Origin of the sequence: Klebsiella sp. HMSC16C06, assembly GCF_001808325.1 — a bacterium.
GTDB classification, from domain to species: Bacteria; Pseudomonadota; Gammaproteobacteria; order Enterobacterales; family Enterobacteriaceae; genus Klebsiella; species Klebsiella variicola.
The window spans coordinates 264,124-281,332 of the sequence record NZ_KV792984.1 but is presented as its reverse complement, the minus strand read 5'-3'; the positions used below and the strand labels follow the sequence as shown (position 1 = coordinate 281,332).

20 protein-coding genes are annotated in these 17,209 nt (G+C 52.6%); 9 read left to right on the top strand and 11 right to left on the bottom strand.

The genetic code is table 11. The features are described 5' to 3' along the window. The 4 genes from HMPREF3142_RS03670 (at position 1) to tolA (ending at position 3,532) form a co-directional block, all read left to right on the top strand. The gene (locus HMPREF3142_RS03670; RefSeq protein ID WP_004176149.1) at positions 1-1,080 is read left to right on the top strand and encodes a phosphotriesterase family protein; all 1,080 of its coding nucleotides are present in this window, start codon (positions 1-3) and stop codon (positions 1,078-1,080) included. 14 nt (positions 1,081-1,094) lie between these two features. After that, positions 1,095-1,850, top strand: coding sequence for a glutamine amidotransferase (locus HMPREF3142_RS03665; protein WP_070611605.1), 756 nt, complete (start codon positions 1,095-1,097; stop codon positions 1,848-1,850). Beyond that, positions 1,850-2,992, top strand: a complete 1,143-nt coding sequence (locus HMPREF3142_RS03660; protein ID WP_050887153.1) for a M20 family metallopeptidase — start codon at positions 1,850-1,852, stop codon at positions 2,990-2,992. Before HMPREF3142_RS03665 ends, HMPREF3142_RS03660 begins: the two co-directional genes overlap by 1 nt. 111 nt (positions 2,993-3,103) lie before the next feature. Beyond that, complete coding sequence (tolA, locus tag HMPREF3142_RS03655; RefSeq protein ID WP_008804864.1) at positions 3,104-3,532, top strand: cell envelope integrity protein TolA; 429 nt, start codon at positions 3,104-3,106, stop codon at positions 3,530-3,532. Positions 3,533-3,636: 104 nt separating this feature from the next. Here tolA and ahlK read toward each other — a convergent pair whose 3' ends face one another. Then, positions 3,637-4,431 (bottom strand): N-acyl homoserine lactonase AhlK, encoded by a 795-nt coding sequence (gene ahlK, locus HMPREF3142_RS03650; RefSeq protein ID WP_004224867.1) that lies wholly within the window; start codon positions 4,429-4,431, stop codon positions 3,637-3,639. A gap of 160 nt (positions 4,432-4,591) precedes the next feature. Between ahlK and HMPREF3142_RS03645 the strand changes: the two genes are divergently transcribed. After that, positions 4,592-5,479, top strand: a complete 888-nt coding sequence (locus tag HMPREF3142_RS03645; protein ID WP_038422555.1) for a LysR family transcriptional regulator — start codon at positions 4,592-4,594, stop codon at positions 5,477-5,479. 41 nt (positions 5,480-5,520) lie between these two features. Here HMPREF3142_RS03645 and HMPREF3142_RS03640 read toward each other — a convergent pair whose 3' ends face one another. After that, positions 5,521-6,423 (bottom strand): LysR family transcriptional regulator, encoded by a 903-nt coding sequence (locus HMPREF3142_RS03640; RefSeq protein ID WP_004190055.1) that lies wholly within the window; start codon positions 6,421-6,423, stop codon positions 5,521-5,523. 103 nt (positions 6,424-6,526) lie between these two features. Here HMPREF3142_RS03640 and HMPREF3142_RS03635 point away from each other — a divergent pair, with 103 nt between their 5' ends. Next, on the top strand, positions 6,527-7,735 hold the full coding sequence (locus HMPREF3142_RS03635; protein ID WP_070611603.1) for an MFS transporter: 1,209 nt from the start codon (positions 6,527-6,529) through the stop codon (positions 7,733-7,735). Between the two features lie 57 nt (positions 7,736-7,792). On the opposite strand, the gene HMPREF3142_RS03630 is transcribed toward HMPREF3142_RS03635, so the two are convergent. The 8 genes from HMPREF3142_RS03630 to HMPREF3142_RS03595 all read right to left on the bottom strand — a co-directional run bounded on the left by HMPREF3142_RS03630 (position 7,793) and on the right by HMPREF3142_RS03595 (position 13,414). Beyond that, entirely contained in the window at positions 7,793-8,413 is a 621-nt protein-coding gene (locus tag HMPREF3142_RS03630) for a LysE family translocator (protein ID WP_004891889.1), read from the bottom strand. Positions 8,414-8,598: 185 nt separating this feature from the next. Next, on the bottom strand, positions 8,599-9,705 hold the full coding sequence (locus tag HMPREF3142_RS03625; protein WP_070611601.1) for a PTS fructose transporter subunit IIC: 1,107 nt from the start codon (positions 9,703-9,705) through the stop codon (positions 8,599-8,601). A gap of 42 nt (positions 9,706-9,747) precedes the next feature. After that, entirely contained in the window at positions 9,748-10,059 is a 312-nt protein-coding gene (locus HMPREF3142_RS03620) for a PTS fructose transporter subunit IIB (RefSeq protein WP_004179922.1), read from the bottom strand. Between the two features lie 57 nt (positions 10,060-10,116). Continuing rightward, complete coding sequence (locus tag HMPREF3142_RS03615) at positions 10,117-10,587, bottom strand: PTS sugar transporter subunit IIA (protein ID WP_012968206.1); 471 nt, start codon at positions 10,585-10,587, stop codon at positions 10,117-10,119. Positions 10,588-10,701: 114 nt separating this feature from the next. After that, positions 10,702-11,382: a D-allulose 6-phosphate 3-epimerase gene (gene alsE / locus HMPREF3142_RS03610; protein WP_012968205.1), complete on the bottom strand. Its 681-nt coding sequence runs from the start codon at positions 11,380-11,382 to the stop codon at positions 10,702-10,704. A 23-nt stretch (positions 11,383-11,405) separates the two neighbouring features. Further along, the gene (locus HMPREF3142_RS03605; protein WP_012968204.1) at positions 11,406-12,668 is read right to left on the bottom strand and encodes a PTS ascorbate transporter subunit IIC; all 1,263 of its coding nucleotides are present in this window, start codon (positions 12,666-12,668) and stop codon (positions 11,406-11,408) included. 30 nt (positions 12,669-12,698) lie between these two features. Further along, positions 12,699-12,965 (bottom strand): PTS sugar transporter subunit IIB, encoded by a 267-nt coding sequence (locus HMPREF3142_RS03600; protein WP_012968203.1) that lies wholly within the window; start codon positions 12,963-12,965, stop codon positions 12,699-12,701. Positions 12,966-12,976: 11 nt separating this feature from the next. After that, complete coding sequence (locus tag HMPREF3142_RS03595) at positions 12,977-13,414, bottom strand: PTS sugar transporter subunit IIA (protein WP_032733050.1); 438 nt, start codon at positions 13,412-13,414, stop codon at positions 12,977-12,979. Between the two features lie 217 nt (positions 13,415-13,631). On the opposite strand from HMPREF3142_RS03595, the gene HMPREF3142_RS03590 reads away from it, so the two are divergent. After that, a complete protein-coding gene (locus HMPREF3142_RS03590) occupies positions 13,632-14,684 on the top strand; it encodes a LacI family DNA-binding transcriptional regulator (RefSeq protein WP_070611692.1) in 1,053 nt (350 codons plus the stop codon). Positions 14,685-14,720: 36 nt separating this feature from the next. On the opposite strand, the gene HMPREF3142_RS03585 is transcribed toward HMPREF3142_RS03590, so the two are convergent. Further along, the gene (locus HMPREF3142_RS03585; protein WP_032740625.1) at positions 14,721-15,641 is read right to left on the bottom strand and encodes a LysR family transcriptional regulator; all 921 of its coding nucleotides are present in this window, start codon (positions 15,639-15,641) and stop codon (positions 14,721-14,723) included. 104 nt (positions 15,642-15,745) lie between these two features. Between HMPREF3142_RS03585 and HMPREF3142_RS03580 the strand changes: the two genes are divergently transcribed. Both HMPREF3142_RS03580 and HMPREF3142_RS03575 read left to right on the top strand, forming a co-directional pair. Next, complete coding sequence (locus tag HMPREF3142_RS03580) at positions 15,746-16,252, top strand: SDR family NAD(P)-dependent oxidoreductase (protein ID WP_228706462.1); 507 nt, start codon at positions 15,746-15,748, stop codon at positions 16,250-16,252. A 283-nt stretch (positions 16,253-16,535) separates the two neighbouring features. Beyond that, on the top strand, positions 16,536-17,174 hold the full coding sequence (locus HMPREF3142_RS03575; protein WP_032740621.1) for a hypothetical protein: 639 nt from the start codon (positions 16,536-16,538) through the stop codon (positions 17,172-17,174). Positions 17,175-17,209: the final 35 nt, after the last annotated feature.

Genomic DNA, 17,209 nt, shown 5'->3' with positions numbered 1-17,209 from the left:
ATGAAAGGATCAATTTTTCGCCATCCCTCCCCGCTGCCGGTTGGCGTCAGCAGCGGTTACGTAATGACTGTGCTTGGCCCACTACCGATTAACGAAATGGGCGTTACTCTGATGCATGAGCATATTCTGCTGGATGCCTCCGGCAAATGGGTACCGCCCTGCTGCTGCAGCGATCGCCATCTTGCCGAAATGCCGGTGAAAATGGAAAACCTCGGCGAACTGTCGCTCAACCCGCTGATGAGCCGCGATAACTGTCAGCTGTTTGATGTCGACGTTGCGATCGACGAGCTGACTAAATATCGCGCCCTTGGCGGAGAAACGGTGGTCGACCCGACCAATATCGGCATTGGCCGCGATCCGAAAGCGCTGGCGCGCATTGCGCGTCTGACCGGTCTGAACATCATTATGGGGACCGGGCTCTATCTGGAGCCTTCGCACCCCGAGTGGGTAAAAATCAGCAGCGTCGAACAACTGACCGAACGGCTGATTTACGATCTTGGCGGCGCGGAGGAGAAACCGGAGGTGCTCGCCGGACTTATCGGCGAAATCGGTATCTCCAGCCGCTTTACGCCGGATGAGGAGAAATCCCTGCGCGCTGCGGGTCGGGCCAGCGCCGCGACCGGCGTGCCGATCGAGGTCCATCTGCCTGGCTGGGAGCGGCTGGGCCATCGGGTGCTGGATATTCTCGAGCAGGAAGGCGCCGATTTACGCCATACCGTGCTGTGCCATATGAATCCCAGCTTTGCCGATAAGCGCTACCAGCGCGAACTGGCGCAGCGCGGGGCGTTTCTCGAATACGACATGATTGGCATGAGCTATTACTACGCCGACGAGTCGGCGCAGTCGCCCTCCGACGAGGAGAACGCCCGCGCGATCCGCGAGCTGATTGACGACGGCTACATCCAGCAAATTCTGCTGTCGCAGGACGTCTTCCTGAAAACCATGCTCACCCGCTACGGCGGCCACGGTTATGGCTACATACTCAAGCATTTTGTTCCCCGTCTGCGGCGCCACGGCGTCAGCGGCGAACAACTTGAAACCTTAATGATTGGAAACCCCCAGCGGGTCTTTGGCGGATAAAAGGAAACGTCATCATGCAGAAAAAAATCTTACTGGTCGGTGAGTCCTGGACCAGCACGTCAACGCACGTTAAAGGCTTCGACCAGTTTGCCACCGCCACCTGGCACACCGGCGCAACGGACTTTCTGGCCGCGCTCACCGACAGTCCCTATGCCATTACCTATATGCCCGCCCACGCGGCGGCGACCGACTTTCCGCTGACGCTGGAAGCGCTGCAGGAGTGGGATGCGATTATTCTCTCGGACATTGGCGCCAATACGCTGCTGCTGCATCCGGACACCTGGCTGAAGAGCCGCCGAACCGCCAACCGTTTAACGCTCCTGCATGATTACGTGGCCGGCGGGGGGGCGCTGATGATGATCGGCGGCTATTACAGCTTCCAGGGAATCAACGGCGGCGCGCGCTACCGCCATACCGCGGTGGAGAAAGTGCTGCCGGTACGCTGCCTGGCCTGGGACGATCGCATTGAAACCCCGGAAGGCTGCTATGCCGAAGTGACGGAATCTCACCCCCTGTTTAACGATATTCCGGGCGAATGGCCGTGGCTGCTGGGCTATAACGAAGTTGAAATGCACCCGGAAGGCAAACTGCTGGCGAGCGTGGCCGGTACCGGTCATCCGCTGTTGGCTGTTCGCGAATATCAGCAGGGTCGTTCGCTGGTGTGGACCAGCGACATGTCGGCGCACTGGCTGCCGGAAGAGTTTGCCAAATGGCCCGGCTATCGCCAGCTATGGATTAACTGCCTCGACTGGCTGACGGAACGCCGCTGATGACCACGACCCTTGAGCTCGCCCGGCAGCTGCTGGGCTTTAACACCATTAACCCGCCGGGCAGCGAAGCTGACTGCATGCGGTTCTTCGCCGACTGGCTTGACGATAGCGGTTTTGAGGTTTCGCTGTCGTCGTTCGGCGAGGGACGCTGCAATCTTATCGCCAGCCTTCCCGGGGCGAAGAGCGATAAACCGCTGGCCTTTACCGGACATCTGGATACCGTCCCGCTGGGAAATGCCCGCTGGCAGTACGATCCTTTTGGCTCGCAGATGGAAGACGGGCGTCTTTATGGCCGCGGATCCAGCGATATGAAAGCGGCGATAGCGGCGTTTGCCGTCGCCTGCGTTCATCAGCGGGAAGCGATCCTCGCCGGACGCGGCGCGGTATTGCTGATAACCGGCGGAGAAGAGACCGGCTGCGACGGCGCGCGGGCGCTGATCGCCTCCGCAACGTTGCCGGAGGTGGGCGCGCTGATCGTCGGTGAACCCACCGCCAACTATCCGGTTATCGGCCATAAAGGCGCGCTCTGGCTGCGCTGCGAAACGCGGGGGAAAACCGCCCACGGCGCGATGCCGGAGCTGGGGATCAATGCTATCTATCTTGCGGCGGATGCGTTGGGTAAGATTCAGCATTTTTCGCCAGGCGCGCCGCATCCGCTAATGAAGCAACCCACCCTCAACGTCGGACGCATAGAAGGCGGACTCAATATTAATTCCGTACCGGACCGCACGCGTTTTGATGTCGATATCCGCAGCGCGCCCAATTTACAGCACGCCACTATCCGGGAGCGCTTGACGACGCTGCTTGGCGAAAGCGTCACCGTCTCCACGCTGGTCGACCTGCCCGCCGTCCTCAGCCGGGAGGATCACGCGTGGATTAAGCAGGTTTACCAACGCTGTCAGCCGCTGCACGCTGAGCCGATTGCGCCGCGCGTGGTGCCCTACTTTACCGACGCCTCGCTGCTGCTGCCTGCATTGGGCGATCCGCCCTGTATTATTCTCGGCCCCGGCGAGCCGTCGATGGCGCATCAAACCGACGAGTACTGCCTGCTCAGCCGACTGGCGGAGGCAGAACAGCTATACGGTGACATTATTCGCGACTGGATGGCATCACCGCCCGCGACGAAAGTAAAAAATGAGTGACACTGTCACTGAAAGCGCGTGCCATGCATTCAGCGTTTGAATAATTTCGCGGAATAACAGAGGATAACCGCCTCGTACACGACGGTATCCCCACCAGCAAGGAGGCTTAGCATGTCCGTGAAAACCAACGCTGTGCTCGTTTGCACCCTCTCTTTACTTCTTTCCGCCTGCTCGGGTGGTGCTTCTGCGCCGGACAGCGCCGAAGACGCTAAAATATCGGCTGAAGTGGATAAGATACTTCGCGATTATCAAACGGGTTCCGATACTTCACCCCAGGCCAATGCCTCACGCTATCTGGCGCGGATCCAGGCGGCTATCTTCGCTAACATAGACCAGCCGGCCTCCTGGCAAGGGCAAAAATGCTCGGTGCGCTTTACGCTACAGCGTGACGGGACAGTGCAGGATCCGACGGTCGAGAGCGGCGATCGGCCATTCTGCGCGCAGGTGATGTCCGCGCTGAAAAAAGCCAACATTCCGCCCGCGCCAGACGAAAAAACCTATCAAACATTCAGTCATGTCGTGCTGGACGTGAAGCCCTGAGCTTGCCCGCAGAAATGGCCCCGGCCATCACCAGGGCCATTTCGAACAAGATAAGCTGACAGCCCTGCTTAACAGACGCTTTTTGGCGATCAGCGAGGAATGATTCAATAGTAACAGGCTGGCGCAAGCCTGTTTTTTTTCCATTCTTCAGGATCGTGGCCGGGTATGAATACCGCATGATATCGCTCGGTAAGCTGACGCAGCTTTCGCACTGACTGAGCGACATCAGTAGCAGACGTCATTAGCCCCGGGAGCGCCTTCTCATGGTAATGATCTAAGGTATAAGCCGCATCAATCGCTAGCGTAAAATTTGTACCACCGGGTAAGCGGATAAGAAAAGATTGATGGCCTGGTGAATGCCCTGGGGTGAAAATACACTGCAGCGTGCCATCACCGTAAAGGTCATAGTGATCATCGGACAACCCGTTCAGAAATAGCCAGTTAAGTTGGGGACGATCGAAATCGCGTCGGCAATAGGCTCCCGAAGTAAACCAGTCAGGGGCAAAGGCATATTCATACTCTTGCCTCTGGACAACATGCGTAGCATGGGGGAAGCGACCAATTGCTCCCGTATGATCAGAGTGCAAATGGGACAGGACCACATAGCGGATATCCTCAGGAGCAATGCCAATCCTCTTAAGTTGTTCCACGCAACCCTGTTCTTCTGACATCACCGGTTTAAACTGCTCTACAGTACTTCCCCAATAACCGCTGGGATCTTTCAATCCTTCGACAGCCAGACCGCCGTCAATCAGCGTAAACCCATCCGGATGGGTCAGCAGAAACCAGGGAACAGGGATCTCATAATGCTCTCCCACGCCCTGATTCATCCGGATATGCTGATATCGACAATGCTGTGTTCCTGACTGGAACATGAAAAGCTTTATCTCTGGCATCATTATTTTCCACTAATAAATCAATTAAATAGATTGAAATTTAGCCTGACTCAGGCCTTGAGTCTGGATTTTTCATCATTTCGCAGGAAAGCAGTAGATGCCTGTCCCCACTTACATTTATCGGTAAAGCCAATATAATTGGTGAATGGATCTCTTCTCAGCAATGCGCATATTTATCAGGGTGGTTGAACGGGGCAGCATGTCGGCTGCAGCCCGCGATCTCGGCATTGGCCAGCCCGCCGTGAGTGAAAGAATAGAAAAACTGGAAGCACATCTTGGGACACGTTTGCTTAGGCGCAACACGCGTAACATGTCTCTAACGCACAGCGGTAACGTGTTTTATGAGCGAAGCAAAACGGCCGTTCAGGCGGCAGAGCATGCTCTTTCTGTGAATGAGGAAAATCAGGGGCTGCAAGGCAAAATCCGTATTGCCGCGCCCTATTCCGCCGGAGAAAGCCTGCTGATGCCTGCATTGTTGCAGCTTCAGAACGAGCATCCGGAGCTGCAGGTCGATGTCATTTTTAACGACCGCGTCATCGATCCCGTCACCGAGGGGGTCGATTTATCACTGAGGTTAGGTGATGTCTCCGAAGGCTTTTTTGTCGCACGTCCGCTTGGCGCCGTGCGCAGAGTGCTAGTGGCCTCTCCGGCTCTGCTGGCGAAAATGGGTCATCCTGACACGCCGGAAGCGCTGACAGATTATCCATTTGCTGCTGTTTCCGGTGTATTCGCCAGTAATCGCATTCAATTGATCGCTTCCGAAGATCAACTCATTAATGTTCCCGTCAATATTCAATTTCAGTCCACGCACTGGCGGAGTGTCCTCTCCTGGTTATTAGCGGGACATGCCATTGGTGTTTTGCAAAGTCCGGTTTGCAGAAAAGAAATGGAACACGGCGCGCTCATCCCCCTCTTAAGCCACTATCCGATCCCGCCATTTAGTGCCTGGTTGCTCCATCCACCGGCTGGGATGATGTCGTATGAAACGCGAATTTGTGCCTCCCTGCTGGAGGGCTATCTCAGAGATTTGTTGCTTGAGCCGGCCGGCTGAATAAAACAGCGCCGCTCTGGCGCGCTGAAGATGGCCTCTTGTTAATGACTCAATCTCTGATGCATGAAATCAATAAGCGCTCTTGTTTTTGCCGGCAAGTAACGCCGATCTGAATACAGAGCGAACAATTGCAAGGGGGCTGCCGATTGTTCAAATTCAATCTCGATTAACCGCCCATCATCAATATAGGGTTGGCAGGCTTGTTTCGACAGGATGGCAAAACCGACACCTGAGATGGCCGCTCGCCCTGCCATCTCTCCGCTGTTGACCCGATAACGACCGTTAACCTTAATCGTCTCGAATCCGCCCTTTTTATTCACAAACTGCCAGGGAGCGCCTTTAAGCGCATTCACCGTTGTAATACAGGGTAACTCTTCAAATTGCTGTATTCGAGAAGGCGTGCCATAACGCTGGATGACGGAGGGGGCCGCAACGATGGTGCAAGGGATCGTCACCAGATGACGGGCGATGTAGTCACTGTCATCCATCTGACCACGGCTAACAATGACAGCTAAATCCAGATCATCTCGCAGGGATTCATAACCCGACAAATTTGTGACGCAACTTATCTCCAGATCCGGATGCTGACAGGCGAAATCAGCAACAACAGAGCCCAGCAATACAGGACCGATTTCATTGGGAATACAGATACGTAATGGCCCCTTGAATTGCATTTGTCGCAACGTTAATTCGGTTTCAGTTTGCTCAAGTGCTTCCAGTAATGGCTTCGCCCGGGTATAGAGTAGATGCCCCGCCTGTGTGAGTTTCATATGTCGGGTACTGCGCTCAATGAGCTGAAGGTTCAGTTTGTCTTCTAACTGAGAAATGCAACGGCTCACATTTGATGTCGGCATTTCCAGGGCTTTCGATGCCCCGACAAAACTGTCTCGTTCCACCACAGCAATGAAGATTTTCAGCGCATTAAAGTCAAGAACTGGCCGCATCAACTATCCCACATATGATAATAATGAGTGCCATTTTTACCACCTAATCGACAAGTTTGATAGCAGTTAAGCTAGGATATCTTTCATCCACAGGTCGCTTGCTATGCCACTGGTCACCACAACATTTAATCAAAAGACGCTCATTCGGATTGCTTTGGTAATCGCTTTTGTCCAGTTTACTAATGCGCTGGAATATATGATGTTCAGTCCTGTTTTTACATTTATGGCTGCAGATTTCGCTGTTCCCGTCACCTTCTCAGGCTATGTATCCGGTATGTACACATCTGGAGCCGTCCTGTCGGGAATTATCGCCTTTTACTGGGTTGACCGTTGCAATAAGAAACGTTTTTTAATTGCCAATATGGTACTGCTAGCCATGGCGACACTGTTGACGACATTGACCACCAGTTTTCCTCTTCTTCTTACATTGCGCTTTTTCGCAGGACTGGTTGGCGGTACGACAATGGGTGTGGGGATCACTATTTTGATAAACCACACGCCGGCTGATTTGCGCGGAAAAATGTTGGCGACGGTGATTGCGTCATTTTCGATGGTCAGCATCGTGGGGATGCCCGCTGTACTATTTTTGTGTACTCATTACGGTTGGCATGTCGCGTTGTGGTTAATCTGTACACTGTGTTGGTTGGCATTGCCGCTGATCGTCTTCATCATACCTCAGGATCCCGTCACTTTCGACACGTCCCACGCGCTGCCCCTCGATGTAGATACTTTACTGTTTGCTTCCGGTAATGCGCTGGTACAGTTTAGTCCAATGCTGATCATTCCTGTCCTGGCGCCATTAATGACGCAGCTGTTGGGGGCTTCCCAAGGTCTGCTGCCCTGGTTGTTCTTCGGCGGGGGCCTGGCGGGGTATCTGTCTACCAGAATGACAGGCGCATTAGCCTCTCGTGTTTCTGCTTTGAGTTTGGCGACCGGGTCGACCCTCGTTTTTATCCTGAGCTTACTGATACCCCTGATGGGCTATCCGCATCCAGCGCTATTTATTACGTTATTTCTCGGCGCAGCTTACAGTCGTCTGGTGTCATCGTCGGCGGTGACGATTCAGTTTCCTGATAACAAGCAACGAGCGGGATTCTCTTCATTACAGACATCCATGATGTATCTGATGACAACTGCCGCATTTTTCCTGTCTGCTTTTTTGTTACCCGACCATCGCATGGCGCTACAAAATATGGACATGCTGTTGGCGGTATGTGCAATTACCGCATCAGGAACCCCAATTATTGTCATCGTTTTGCAAAAGAAACTGGCTAAACGTACGTTCGAGCCCGATCGTTACAGCACTGAGTAGTACTCCACGGGTTGCTCATTTTTTAAGACAAAAACAGGGGCATACGCCCCTGCGTGACTACCGCCGACTCATGGCCAGCTTCGCGGCAAACAACAGAAACAGGCAGCCGGTTGTCCGATCCATCCATTTCACCACGGCTGGTTTTTTCAGGATGCCGGCGGCATAGCGAGTGGCGGTAATCAGCGTTAACGACCACAGCGTCCCTATCAATACATGGATGGTGACCAGGAGAAAGGTCCAGTTGATCGGTGAATGCCCGGCAGGGATAAACTGGGGCAAAAACGAAACGTAGAAGACGCCCATTTTGGGGTTAAGCACATTCCCCAACATCCCACGCAGAAACCAGTTACTCGTGGAATCTGATTCGGCCGGGTGGGTGTTAAATTGCTGGCGTGGTCGCAGGAGCAACTGGATGCCCAGCCAGCAAAGGTATCCTGCTCCGCACCATTTCAATAAGGTATAAGCCAACTCAGAAACCGCCAGTAGCGCACCTAAACCAAAGGCCACCAGCGCGCCCCAGATAAAGCACCCGAGATCGATGCCTAACGCGGCATGCAAGGCTTTGCGTCCCCCTTCAGCAGTCGCCGTGCGGAGAATAAGAGCGGTATCAAGACCTGGCGTCAGGGTAAGCAGTGTAGCAGCGAGGGTGTAAGCAAGAAGTGAATCAGTGACGAGCATTTCCTGTCTCCGAAAGAGACAAGGCTACTGAAGCATTCACATTTTTGCAACAACAATGTTCACCCTGCTCCACTTTTACCCAGCCGTCTACCTGACGCAACTCAGCCCATAACTAAGGGCCCCTCGGTTATGGGCTGAGTTGCAGGACTAGCTCAACGCCATTGATAAAATAATACAGGGGTAAGTTAGCTCACTTTAATATCATTAAGGTCGATATCCTCTTCTTCGTGATCATGAGTAACCAGCACATCACGCGGAATATCTTTTTTGATGACAGCATAAACCGTGGCGGTAACAACAATATTCACCAGCAGGGCCATAATGCCAGCCATCGGGTGTGACATGGTGGGGATCATCAGTACCCCACCAAAAGGCACCGTGGCATCCGCACCATACACCATGGAGACTGCGCCACCGCACGCGCCACCGATGGCCGCGGCGGCGATACCGCGGACGATATCGTTCATGACGATCGGGATAGAGCCTTCAACGATATTAACAATCCCCATTGGAACCGCCGATTTTAAGGTTTCCACTTCTTCACTGTTATAGATGTTCTTACGCAGAAGCTTAGCAATGAAGAAAGCCAGGCCGAAACCAATAGGCGTTGCGGTGTTAACTAACTGAAGCGCGGTAATCGGCTCATTTATTCCCTGCGCCTGCAGCGTGAGAACGAAGGCAAAGCATGTCTTATTAAGCGGGCCGCCAAAGTCAACAATACACAGAGCGCCTATCACTGCGCCCAACACAAGATTCGATGACGTGCCCATACTTCTCAGGAAAGATGTCAGCGCTTCCGTAAAGATACCGATAGGCGTACCAATGATATAGACCATAATCAGGCAGCTGATAATGGAGGCAAAAAAGGGCACGATCAACGTTGGCATCAAACCGCGAGCCCAGTCAGGCACCTTGACGTTTTTAATGATCGCCAGCGCGATATAGCCGGCAATGTAGCCACCGATCATCCCGCCGATAAAGCCTGCGCTGATGGTGTTCGCCGCCAGCCCGACGACAAATCCTGGTGCGATGCCCGGCTTGCCAGCAATCGAGCCGGAAATCCCCACCGCAATGACCACCGGCAACAGCCCAAGCGCCTTAGCGCCCAGAGTGGCCATCGCCTGCCATAAATCAAATTGCCCCGGCGTTAACGTGTCCTGCACCGTTCCACCAAGCCCCATGCCGATGGCAATAATAAACCCAGCACCACAGACAATGGGGATCAGAAATGAGATAGCGGTCAGCAGATGCCCTTTAGGATTTGCTGCTTGCCATATTTGTTTTAGAGACATAAATTACGCCCTTAAGTATAGAGTCAGCAGGCCGAAATAAAATTATGAATTGACTATTTCACTGAGTTTTTCAATCAGTTTATTGGGGGATTTCACTGCCGTTTCCGTGGCGACTTTGACCACTTTCTTACCCGCAAACCGTTCTTCTCCCGTCACTTTAACATCCGCGGCAAGCAGAACAATATCTGCCATGGCAATCTCATCAGCGGTTAACTGATTCTCAATGCCGATGGTCCCTTGGGTCTCGATTTTAACGTTATGACCGGCTTTTTTGGCGGCTGTTTCAATTTTCTTTTGAGCAATATAGGTGTGTGCAATCCCCACCGTACAGGCGGTAACTCCGACAATATTCATCACGATTCTCCGTTAATTCATTTAATAATGATATAAAAGAATGTTAACAACTACATATTACGCTTCGGTGCTTTCAGTTTCTGAATTGAAAAGCGCAATGATTTTATATGGATCAGATTCAACCAGTAATTTAGCGATAATGTCTTCGTCGGCCAGTGACCCGGACACTTGCGCTAACAGGCGAATATGAGTGGCATTTTGATCCACCAGGCAAACCGCAAATAAAATAATACAGCGAACATCGCTGCCATCCATGGTCTCCCAGGGAATGGTATGTTGCGTGCGTCCGATGGCTAATGCGGTACGGGAAACACCGGAAGATTTGCCATGCGGGATCGCAATATGATTTTCAAAACCGGTAGAGCCTTGCTCCTCACGTAACCAGACATCACGAATAAAGTCCTCCTTATTAGTCACCGCACCATCCTGTACTAGTAAATCGGTGAGTTCTTCTATCACCTCTTCTTTCGTTCTGGCGGTCATATTTAACTTGATGTTTTTAACATTAAGCACTGTCGAAATATCCATAATTCACCCGCATTCATATAGAGTGGTCGTTGAATAACAGAGCAGGCATCGCTGGCGTGATGCAGGTCTTTTAATTTTTTATAAATATATGCTGTGGTTCGTAAAAAAAATTAATTAGGCAGCGACGGTTTCACGCTGGAAAATCTCGATCATTCTGTCCCATGCCTGGCTGACATCCTCATGTAGAGAAAACAGACCCGATGTCCCTACGATAAAGACATCCACACCGGATTCGGCAATCTGGCCAAACGTTTTTGCATTGCAGGAGCCATCAATTTCTGTCAGATAGTGATAGCCATTATTTTTGCGCATACTGATGAGCTTTCTTATCTTGTTCAGCGATTCAGGAATAAACTTTTGTCCGGCATAGCCCGGATCAACTGACATGACCGTCACTTTATCCAACAGGTGCGCATATTCAGCAATACTTTCAGCCGGTGTCGCCGGGTTCAACACCACCCCGCATTGCTTGCCTGCATCCTTGATCTGATTCAGCAGGCGGAAAATTTTGTTATTCGCCGTCTCGGGATGAAAGCTAATGATATCGGCGCCGGCCTCGAGACACATGGGAATAATATCTTCCGGATGGTTCACCATCAGATGGACATCGATGGGAACGGTAGTGATTTTTTTCAGGTTCTCAATAAAAAAGGGAGACAGTGTGATATTGCGGACGTAATTACCATCCATTATATCAACGTGATAAAAATCCGCTTTTTTATTCATTGCCGTGATCTGTTCTTTGAACTGCGTTAAATCCATGCACATCAGTGAGGGTGAAAATTTCGCGCTCATAAACCATCTCCGATAATAAATAGTTAGTTAAACATTGCGATAATATGCCCCAGAACGATGCCGACAACGCCAAAGTCTGCATCGCCAAAGGTTGTAGAACCCAGGCCCATATCTCCCATCATTGGCAAAAGGATGGCCGGCAGGAACGAAATGAGCAGGCCGTGGGCAAATGCCCCCACCACTGCCCCGCGACGTCCGCCAGTGATATTGCCGTAAACGCCAGCCGTTGCCCCGCAGAAGAAATGAGGAACCAGCCCTGGAACGATGACGCTCAAACCGAACAGCGGGCAGAGAAACATGCTGACCAGGCCTGCAACAAAGCTTGCGAGAAACCCGACGATGACGGCATTTGGAGCAAAGGGAAACACCGTCGGGCAGTCGAGCGCCGGCTTCGCATCTTTCACTAATTTGTCTGCAATACCTTTAAACGCTGGCACAATTTCGGCAATCACCATCCGCACACCGGCGAGGATGATATAAACCCCCGCAGCAAAAGTGAGGGACTGAATAATGGCGAAGATAATAAAATTCTGACCGGCACTCAGTGTCTCCTCGACAAAGGTTTTGCCCGCGACGACCACCAGCACCAGGAACAGAATCATCATGGTGAGAGAGATGGCCACCGACGAGTCGCGAAGAAAATTGAGTGACTTAGGCACTTTAATTTCTTCAATCGAGGGGCTACCTTTCCCGACGACTTTGCCCACCAGCGCGGAAAGCAGATAACCAATAGAGCCAAAATGGCCGAGAGCCAGATCGTCGGTATTGGTAATTTTACGGGTAAACGGCTGCAAGATCGCCGGAGAGATCACCATCATCGCGCCGAGAATCACCGCCCCGATGGCCACCACCCACCCCCCCGACAATCCCCCGACTGACAAGATCACCGCCAGCATAGCTGCCATATAGAGCGTATGGTGGCCTGTTAAAAAGATGTACTTTAATGGCGTCAGACGCGCTAGGGCGATATTGATCAACATGCCCAACACCATGATTGTGGCGGTTTCCGTGCCATAATTCTTCTGCGCCAGCGCGGCCATCGCGTCGGTGTTAGGGACCACCCCCTGAATATGAAATGAATGTTCAAACAGCTGGCTAAAAATGGTTAATGTATAGGCAATGATACCGGCGCCTGCCGTTAAAATAACAAAGCCCATGATGGTTTTCAGTGTTCCTGAAATAACATCTGAAATTCCTTTTTTTTGCAACAGCAGACCGATCAGAGAAAACAATCCAACCAGAATTGCCGGTGTCCCTAACACATCATAAATAAGGAAATGAAGCATATTAAACTCCACGATTCAGAAAGCCGTTGCTTAAATGTGTTCTGCTAAAATCTCTTTGATTTTATTGTTGTCGAGTAAATTACTTAATCCAACAACCTTTGCGGAATGACCAACTAAATGTTCGGCAATATCGTTGGCGCTCAGAATAAGGTCCGCCGTTTCGCTTTTCGCTGACGTCAGGTCGGTATGCGCGACTTCAGCCTCTTTATTCATTTCGGCAAGAATTTTTTTGACATTCATTTCAACGATAAAGCTGCTGCCTAAACCATTGCCGCAGACGATGAGTACTTTTTTCATTCTCTTTTCCTTCAGTCAATAACAGCCTGAATTGCCTTAATATCATCGGCTTTTAACAATCGTTCTAGCTTTTGCTGATCGCTAAAGAGTTCTGCCAGTTCACCGATCATCGTGATATGTTCATTCCCGGAACGAGCGCATAGCATAATAACCACGTATACCGGGTCGTTCTCCGTTGAGCCAAATGATATGCCCTCTTTAATATGAAGGAGCGATAATCCATTCCTCAATGCACCTTGTTCAGGGCGGGCATGGGGCATTGCTAATCCCGGGGCTAATAGATAATAAGGCCCAAGTTCTTCATGGCTTTTCAAAATCGCCTCAATATAGTGCTCTGCCATATACCCCTGCGCCAGCAAAGGTTCTGCTGAGAGTCGAACGGCATTTTTCCAGTTATCTATTGAGTTAATGACATTAATTTTATCCGGGGTTAACCAGTCTCTAATCATATGCACTCCCGAGGGGTCCCATGTGCTGAACTATAAACAGCTAAATAAAATGCAACTGTGATACACCTCCCAAAGTTAGCGCTAACAAGTAAAAATGTTAAAAAATGAGTTACCGCTAACACTGGTTATAATGTGCTTTCCCCCTCGCTGTGGTAAGTTATAATGTGTATCAACGATTTACTTTTGTTACTTTTTATTTTTCAAACGGTTGGTGATCCTGGTGAAGAGTCTAGACGCAGACAATAGCCCGAAAGAAAAACGTCGTAAGGGAACTGGGAAGATAACCCTGACCGAAGTGGCTGAGTTTGTCGGCGTGAGCGCCATGACCGTCTCGCGTGCGCTGAGAATGCCTGAAAAAGTCAACCCTGACCTTCGCGACCGTATTGATGCGGCAGTAAGCCAACTCGGCTATGTCCCCAATCTCCAGGCGCGTAATCTGGCGTCGGTCCATTCCGATCTCATTCTGGCCGTCGTCCCCACCTTCTCTTCGCCAGGTTTTTTGCCGGTGTCGGAGGCGTTACAAAAGATCCTGACTGAACGCGGCTATACCATGATGTTTATGGAATCCGGTCATGACGGCCAAAGCGAACAAAAAACGTTTGAAAAAATGCTCGCCTATAACCCGGCAGCGATTATTCAGTTTAATATCGACACCATTGAGAGCTGTGCCCAGCTGCTGGCCAACGTAGATGTGCCTATCCTGGAAATTGGCGCGTTAAATACGCAGTCTGTTGGCATGTGCATCGGTGTGGATTACGGTAAGGCTGTGAAACAGATCGTGACCCACCTGGCGGACGCCTCATTAAAAAATATCGCGTTACTGTGTACCCCGGCCAACAATACAATGTTTCGCCAGCTCCTGAGCGGCTGGAATACGGCGATGCTGGCCCTTAACCGTTCTCCGCATCGGGTAGTGACCACTCATTTGCCTTCCACCATTGCCACAGGGGTGAATATTTTCAAGGATATGATGATCACCTGGGGCGATCTGGATGCGCTAATTTGCACATCGGATGAAATGGCGTGTGGATGCATGATGGCCTGCCACAGCGCCGGGATCAAAGTGCCCAATACCGTAGCCATTGCGAGTTTAGGCGGCGGGGTATTATCGACAGTCTGTTCCCCTGCCCTGACAACCGTTGAATTTCACTGGCATGACATTGGGGTGAAGGCCGGGAAAGCGCTTCTCGACCTGCTCAACGATAAACCTTGTGAAAAGTTTATTGAAATTCCGTCAGTACTCAAAGTCCGGGCCAGTACCGCGGTATAACCGCCATCCGTGGCTTGCTCTATCGGCACCCCCCGTTTATCGCTTCAACTCGTCCTGCCACAGCGGGGATGACGCCAGCTGCTGGCATACCGCGTCGATAAATACCCGGGTCTTGGCGGGAACCAGCGTGCCGGGCGGCATCAGGGCATAAACGCTAACCCGCGCCGCGCTGCGCCAGTCGGGCAGCACGCGGACCAGTTCCCCGCACTGCACCGCCTGATTAACCATCCATCCCGGCAGCAGTGCGATCCCGGTTGCGCGAATGACCGCCGTCAGCAGCGCTTCACTGATATTGGTGGTGAGGGGGCCAGATGGCGTCACCTGGATATGCTCCCGACCATTCTCGAGGATCCAGTAGGGCCAGTCCGGATGGTGGGTAAAGCCGAGACACCGATGGGCAGCCAGTTGCTCAGGATGAGTCGGTTCACCGTAGCGTTGCAGATAGGCCGGCGAAGCAATCAGCTGGCTGCGAAACGCCCCCAGCTCGCGCCCGGTTAAGGTACTGTCCCGCACGTTTCCCAGGCGGATCACCGCATCAAACCCCTCCGCGACAATATCGACTCGTCGATCGAGAAAATGGGCATCAAGGCGAATATCCGGATACGCCTGCAGGAAATCAGGAAACATCGGGGCAATCAGCTCCCGGCCAAAGGTCACCGGCAGTGAGACCCGCAACGTTCCCTGCGGGGTGGCAGCAAAGTCTCCTACTTCCCGGCTGGCGGCGCTGAGCTCATCCAGCGCCGTGCGGGCGCGCTGCAAAAACCAGGTCCCGGCTTCAGTCAGCGTTATGCTACGGGTGGTACGCACCAGCAACCGGACACCCAGTTTTTTTTCAAGGTGGCTGACCCGGCGGGAAATCACCGATGCATCCCGCTCCAGCCTGAGGCTGGCCCCGATAAAACTCCCTGCCTCAGCCACACAGACAAACGCCATCAGCTCATCAAAATCATCGAACATGATTCCTGCACCCTGCACATTAATTATTTGCAAATAAGGCTAATTATCAGCGATCTGTTGGGCTATTAACATAGCGGCTCTTCAACCTACAGTGAGAGCAGACTATGAAAACGTTTTTGAGTATTGGGTCCGGTCCTGGGATGGGAATGGCGACGGCCTCACGATTTGCCGATGAGGGATTCCGGGTAATACTGTCCTCTCGCAATAAAAGCAATGTGGCGGCGCAGGCCGACCAGTTGAGAGCGGCTGGATTTGCCGCGGAAGGCCGCGTGGCGGACGCCAGCGATATCACCAGTATCGTGGAACTCATTCGTGAGGTAGAGGTGGAAACCGGCGGCGTGGATGTGCTGCATTTCAACGCCGCAGCCATGCATGACGGTAACCTGGAGACCCAGTCGGTGGCAGGCTTCATCGAGGATCTCACCACTAATATTGGCGCGGTATATGCCGCCATCAAAGCGGTCACTCCGCGGATGGCCGCGCGTGGAGAAGGCGCGATCCTGCTGACTGGCGGAATGTTTGCCACTCAGCCCCACCCGGAGTATCTGACGCTGAGCGTCGGCAAAGCCGGGCTGCTTAACCTGACGCATGGCCTTTTCCCGGTATTGTAAGCGCAAAATATTCATCTTTCCATCGTGACGGTGGGGGCCTACGTCACGCCGGGCTCCGCCGAAGCCCGGGAGATTGCCGATCTGTTCTGGCAGCAATACCGCCAGCCATCCGCGCAATGGACAGCGGAAGCGTTTTATCCCGCCCCACACCATCAGTAACCCTCCCCGGCCGTCGCCTGGCGTCCGGGAGCCATCGCCCGGACGTGCGGAAGAAACGTCATCCATCGCTTGCTTTCCCTGTCACCTCGGATCAGGATACGACGAAATTCATGGAGGCTATGTGATGAAATATTTTATCGGTATGGCGGTGACGTTATTGTTAAGCACGCCGGTGCTGGCGGCGGGCGAGCTTGAGATTAACCAGTCTCCCCTGACGCTGGTGTTGAGCGATCAGAATCAGGCACGGGTCTCTTCCTGTGCCGATTTCATTGCGCTGCGCAAAGCGGGAGAGACCGTCGATGCGCTGCCCGGACTTTCCGACCCGGATGGCCGTGCGGCGGAAGCGGCGTTATTCTCCTGCTGGCTACAGGCCTACACCATCGATCATACGTTATTCCCCTCTGCCGCGCCGAAACCAACCCTGGCTGAGGTGGTTCAGCACTTTCCTGCCAGCGCGGCGTTTATCGTCAGCGATGACGAAAAGCAGGACGTCGCCAAAAACTATGTGGGGAAAACCATCGCCGACTATACCCCGGACCTGAAAGCCAGGGACGATCGTCTGGAATCAGCGGCCAGCGCCAGCGGTTATGTGCTGGATGAGTATTATGCGTTTACCGATAAGCAAGGGCATCAGCTCAACATCGTCGCTCTGGTGGGCTACGCCATCGGCGGTACGGCGAGCGTGAAAAGCTACTATCGCATCGATGACACGCACGCCCGCGTCTGGAGCATCACCCTGCTCGATGAGAACAGCCCGTTATAAGCGAGGGTTCCCTCTGCGGCGCTACCGCAGAGGAT

Bases quoted from the DNA above. Each gene is read 5' to 3' on its own strand.
- HMPREF3142_RS03670 (WP_004176149.1), top strand. From the start codon at position 1: ATGAAAGGATCAATTTTTCGCCATCCCTCCCCGCTGCCGGTTGGCGTC.
- HMPREF3142_RS03665 (WP_070611605.1), top strand. From the start codon at position 1,095: ATGCAGAAAAAAATCTTACTGGTCGGTGAGTCCTGGACCAGCACGTCA.
- HMPREF3142_RS03660 (WP_050887153.1), top strand. From the start codon at position 1,850: ATGACCACGACCCTTGAGCTCGCCCGGCAGCTGCTGGGCTTTAACACC.
- tolA (WP_008804864.1), top strand. From the start codon at position 3,104: ATGTCCGTGAAAACCAACGCTGTGCTCGTTTGCACCCTCTCTTTACTT.
- ahlK (WP_004224867.1), bottom strand. From the start codon at position 4,431: ATGATGCCAGAGATAAAGCTTTTCATGTTCCAGTCAGGAACACAGCAT.
- HMPREF3142_RS03645 (WP_038422555.1), top strand. From the start codon at position 4,592: ATGCGCATATTTATCAGGGTGGTTGAACGGGGCAGCATGTCGGCTGCA.
- HMPREF3142_RS03640 (WP_004190055.1), bottom strand. From the start codon at position 6,423: ATGCGGCCAGTTCTTGACTTTAATGCGCTGAAAATCTTCATTGCTGTG.
- HMPREF3142_RS03635 (WP_070611603.1), top strand. From the start codon at position 6,527: ATGCCACTGGTCACCACAACATTTAATCAAAAGACGCTCATTCGGATT.
- HMPREF3142_RS03630 (WP_004891889.1), bottom strand. From the start codon at position 8,413: ATGCTCGTCACTGATTCACTTCTTGCTTACACCCTCGCTGCTACACTG.
- HMPREF3142_RS03625 (WP_070611601.1), bottom strand. From the start codon at position 9,705: ATGTCTCTAAAACAAATATGGCAAGCAGCAAATCCTAAAGGGCATCTG.
- HMPREF3142_RS03620 (WP_004179922.1), bottom strand. From the start codon at position 10,059: ATGAATATTGTCGGAGTTACCGCCTGTACGGTGGGGATTGCACACACC.
- HMPREF3142_RS03615 (WP_012968206.1), bottom strand. From the start codon at position 10,587: ATGGATATTTCGACAGTGCTTAATGTTAAAAACATCAAGTTAAATATG.
- alsE (WP_012968205.1), bottom strand. From the start codon at position 11,382: ATGAGCGCGAAATTTTCACCCTCACTGATGTGCATGGATTTAACGCAG.
- HMPREF3142_RS03605 (WP_012968204.1), bottom strand. From the start codon at position 12,668: ATGCTTCATTTCCTTATTTATGATGTGTTAGGGACACCGGCAATTCTG.
- HMPREF3142_RS03600 (WP_012968203.1), bottom strand. From the start codon at position 12,965: ATGAAAAAAGTACTCATCGTCTGCGGCAATGGTTTAGGCAGCAGCTTT.
- HMPREF3142_RS03595 (WP_032733050.1), bottom strand. From the start codon at position 13,414: ATGATTAGAGACTGGTTAACCCCGGATAAAATTAATGTCATTAACTCA.
- HMPREF3142_RS03585 (WP_032740625.1), bottom strand. From the start codon at position 15,641: ATGTTCGATGATTTTGATGAGCTGATGGCGTTTGTCTGTGTGGCTGAG.
- HMPREF3142_RS03580 (WP_228706462.1), top strand. From the start codon at position 15,746: ATGAAAACGTTTTTGAGTATTGGGTCCGGTCCTGGGATGGGAATGGCG.
- HMPREF3142_RS03575 (WP_032740621.1), top strand. From the start codon at position 16,536: ATGAAATATTTTATCGGTATGGCGGTGACGTTATTGTTAAGCACGCCG.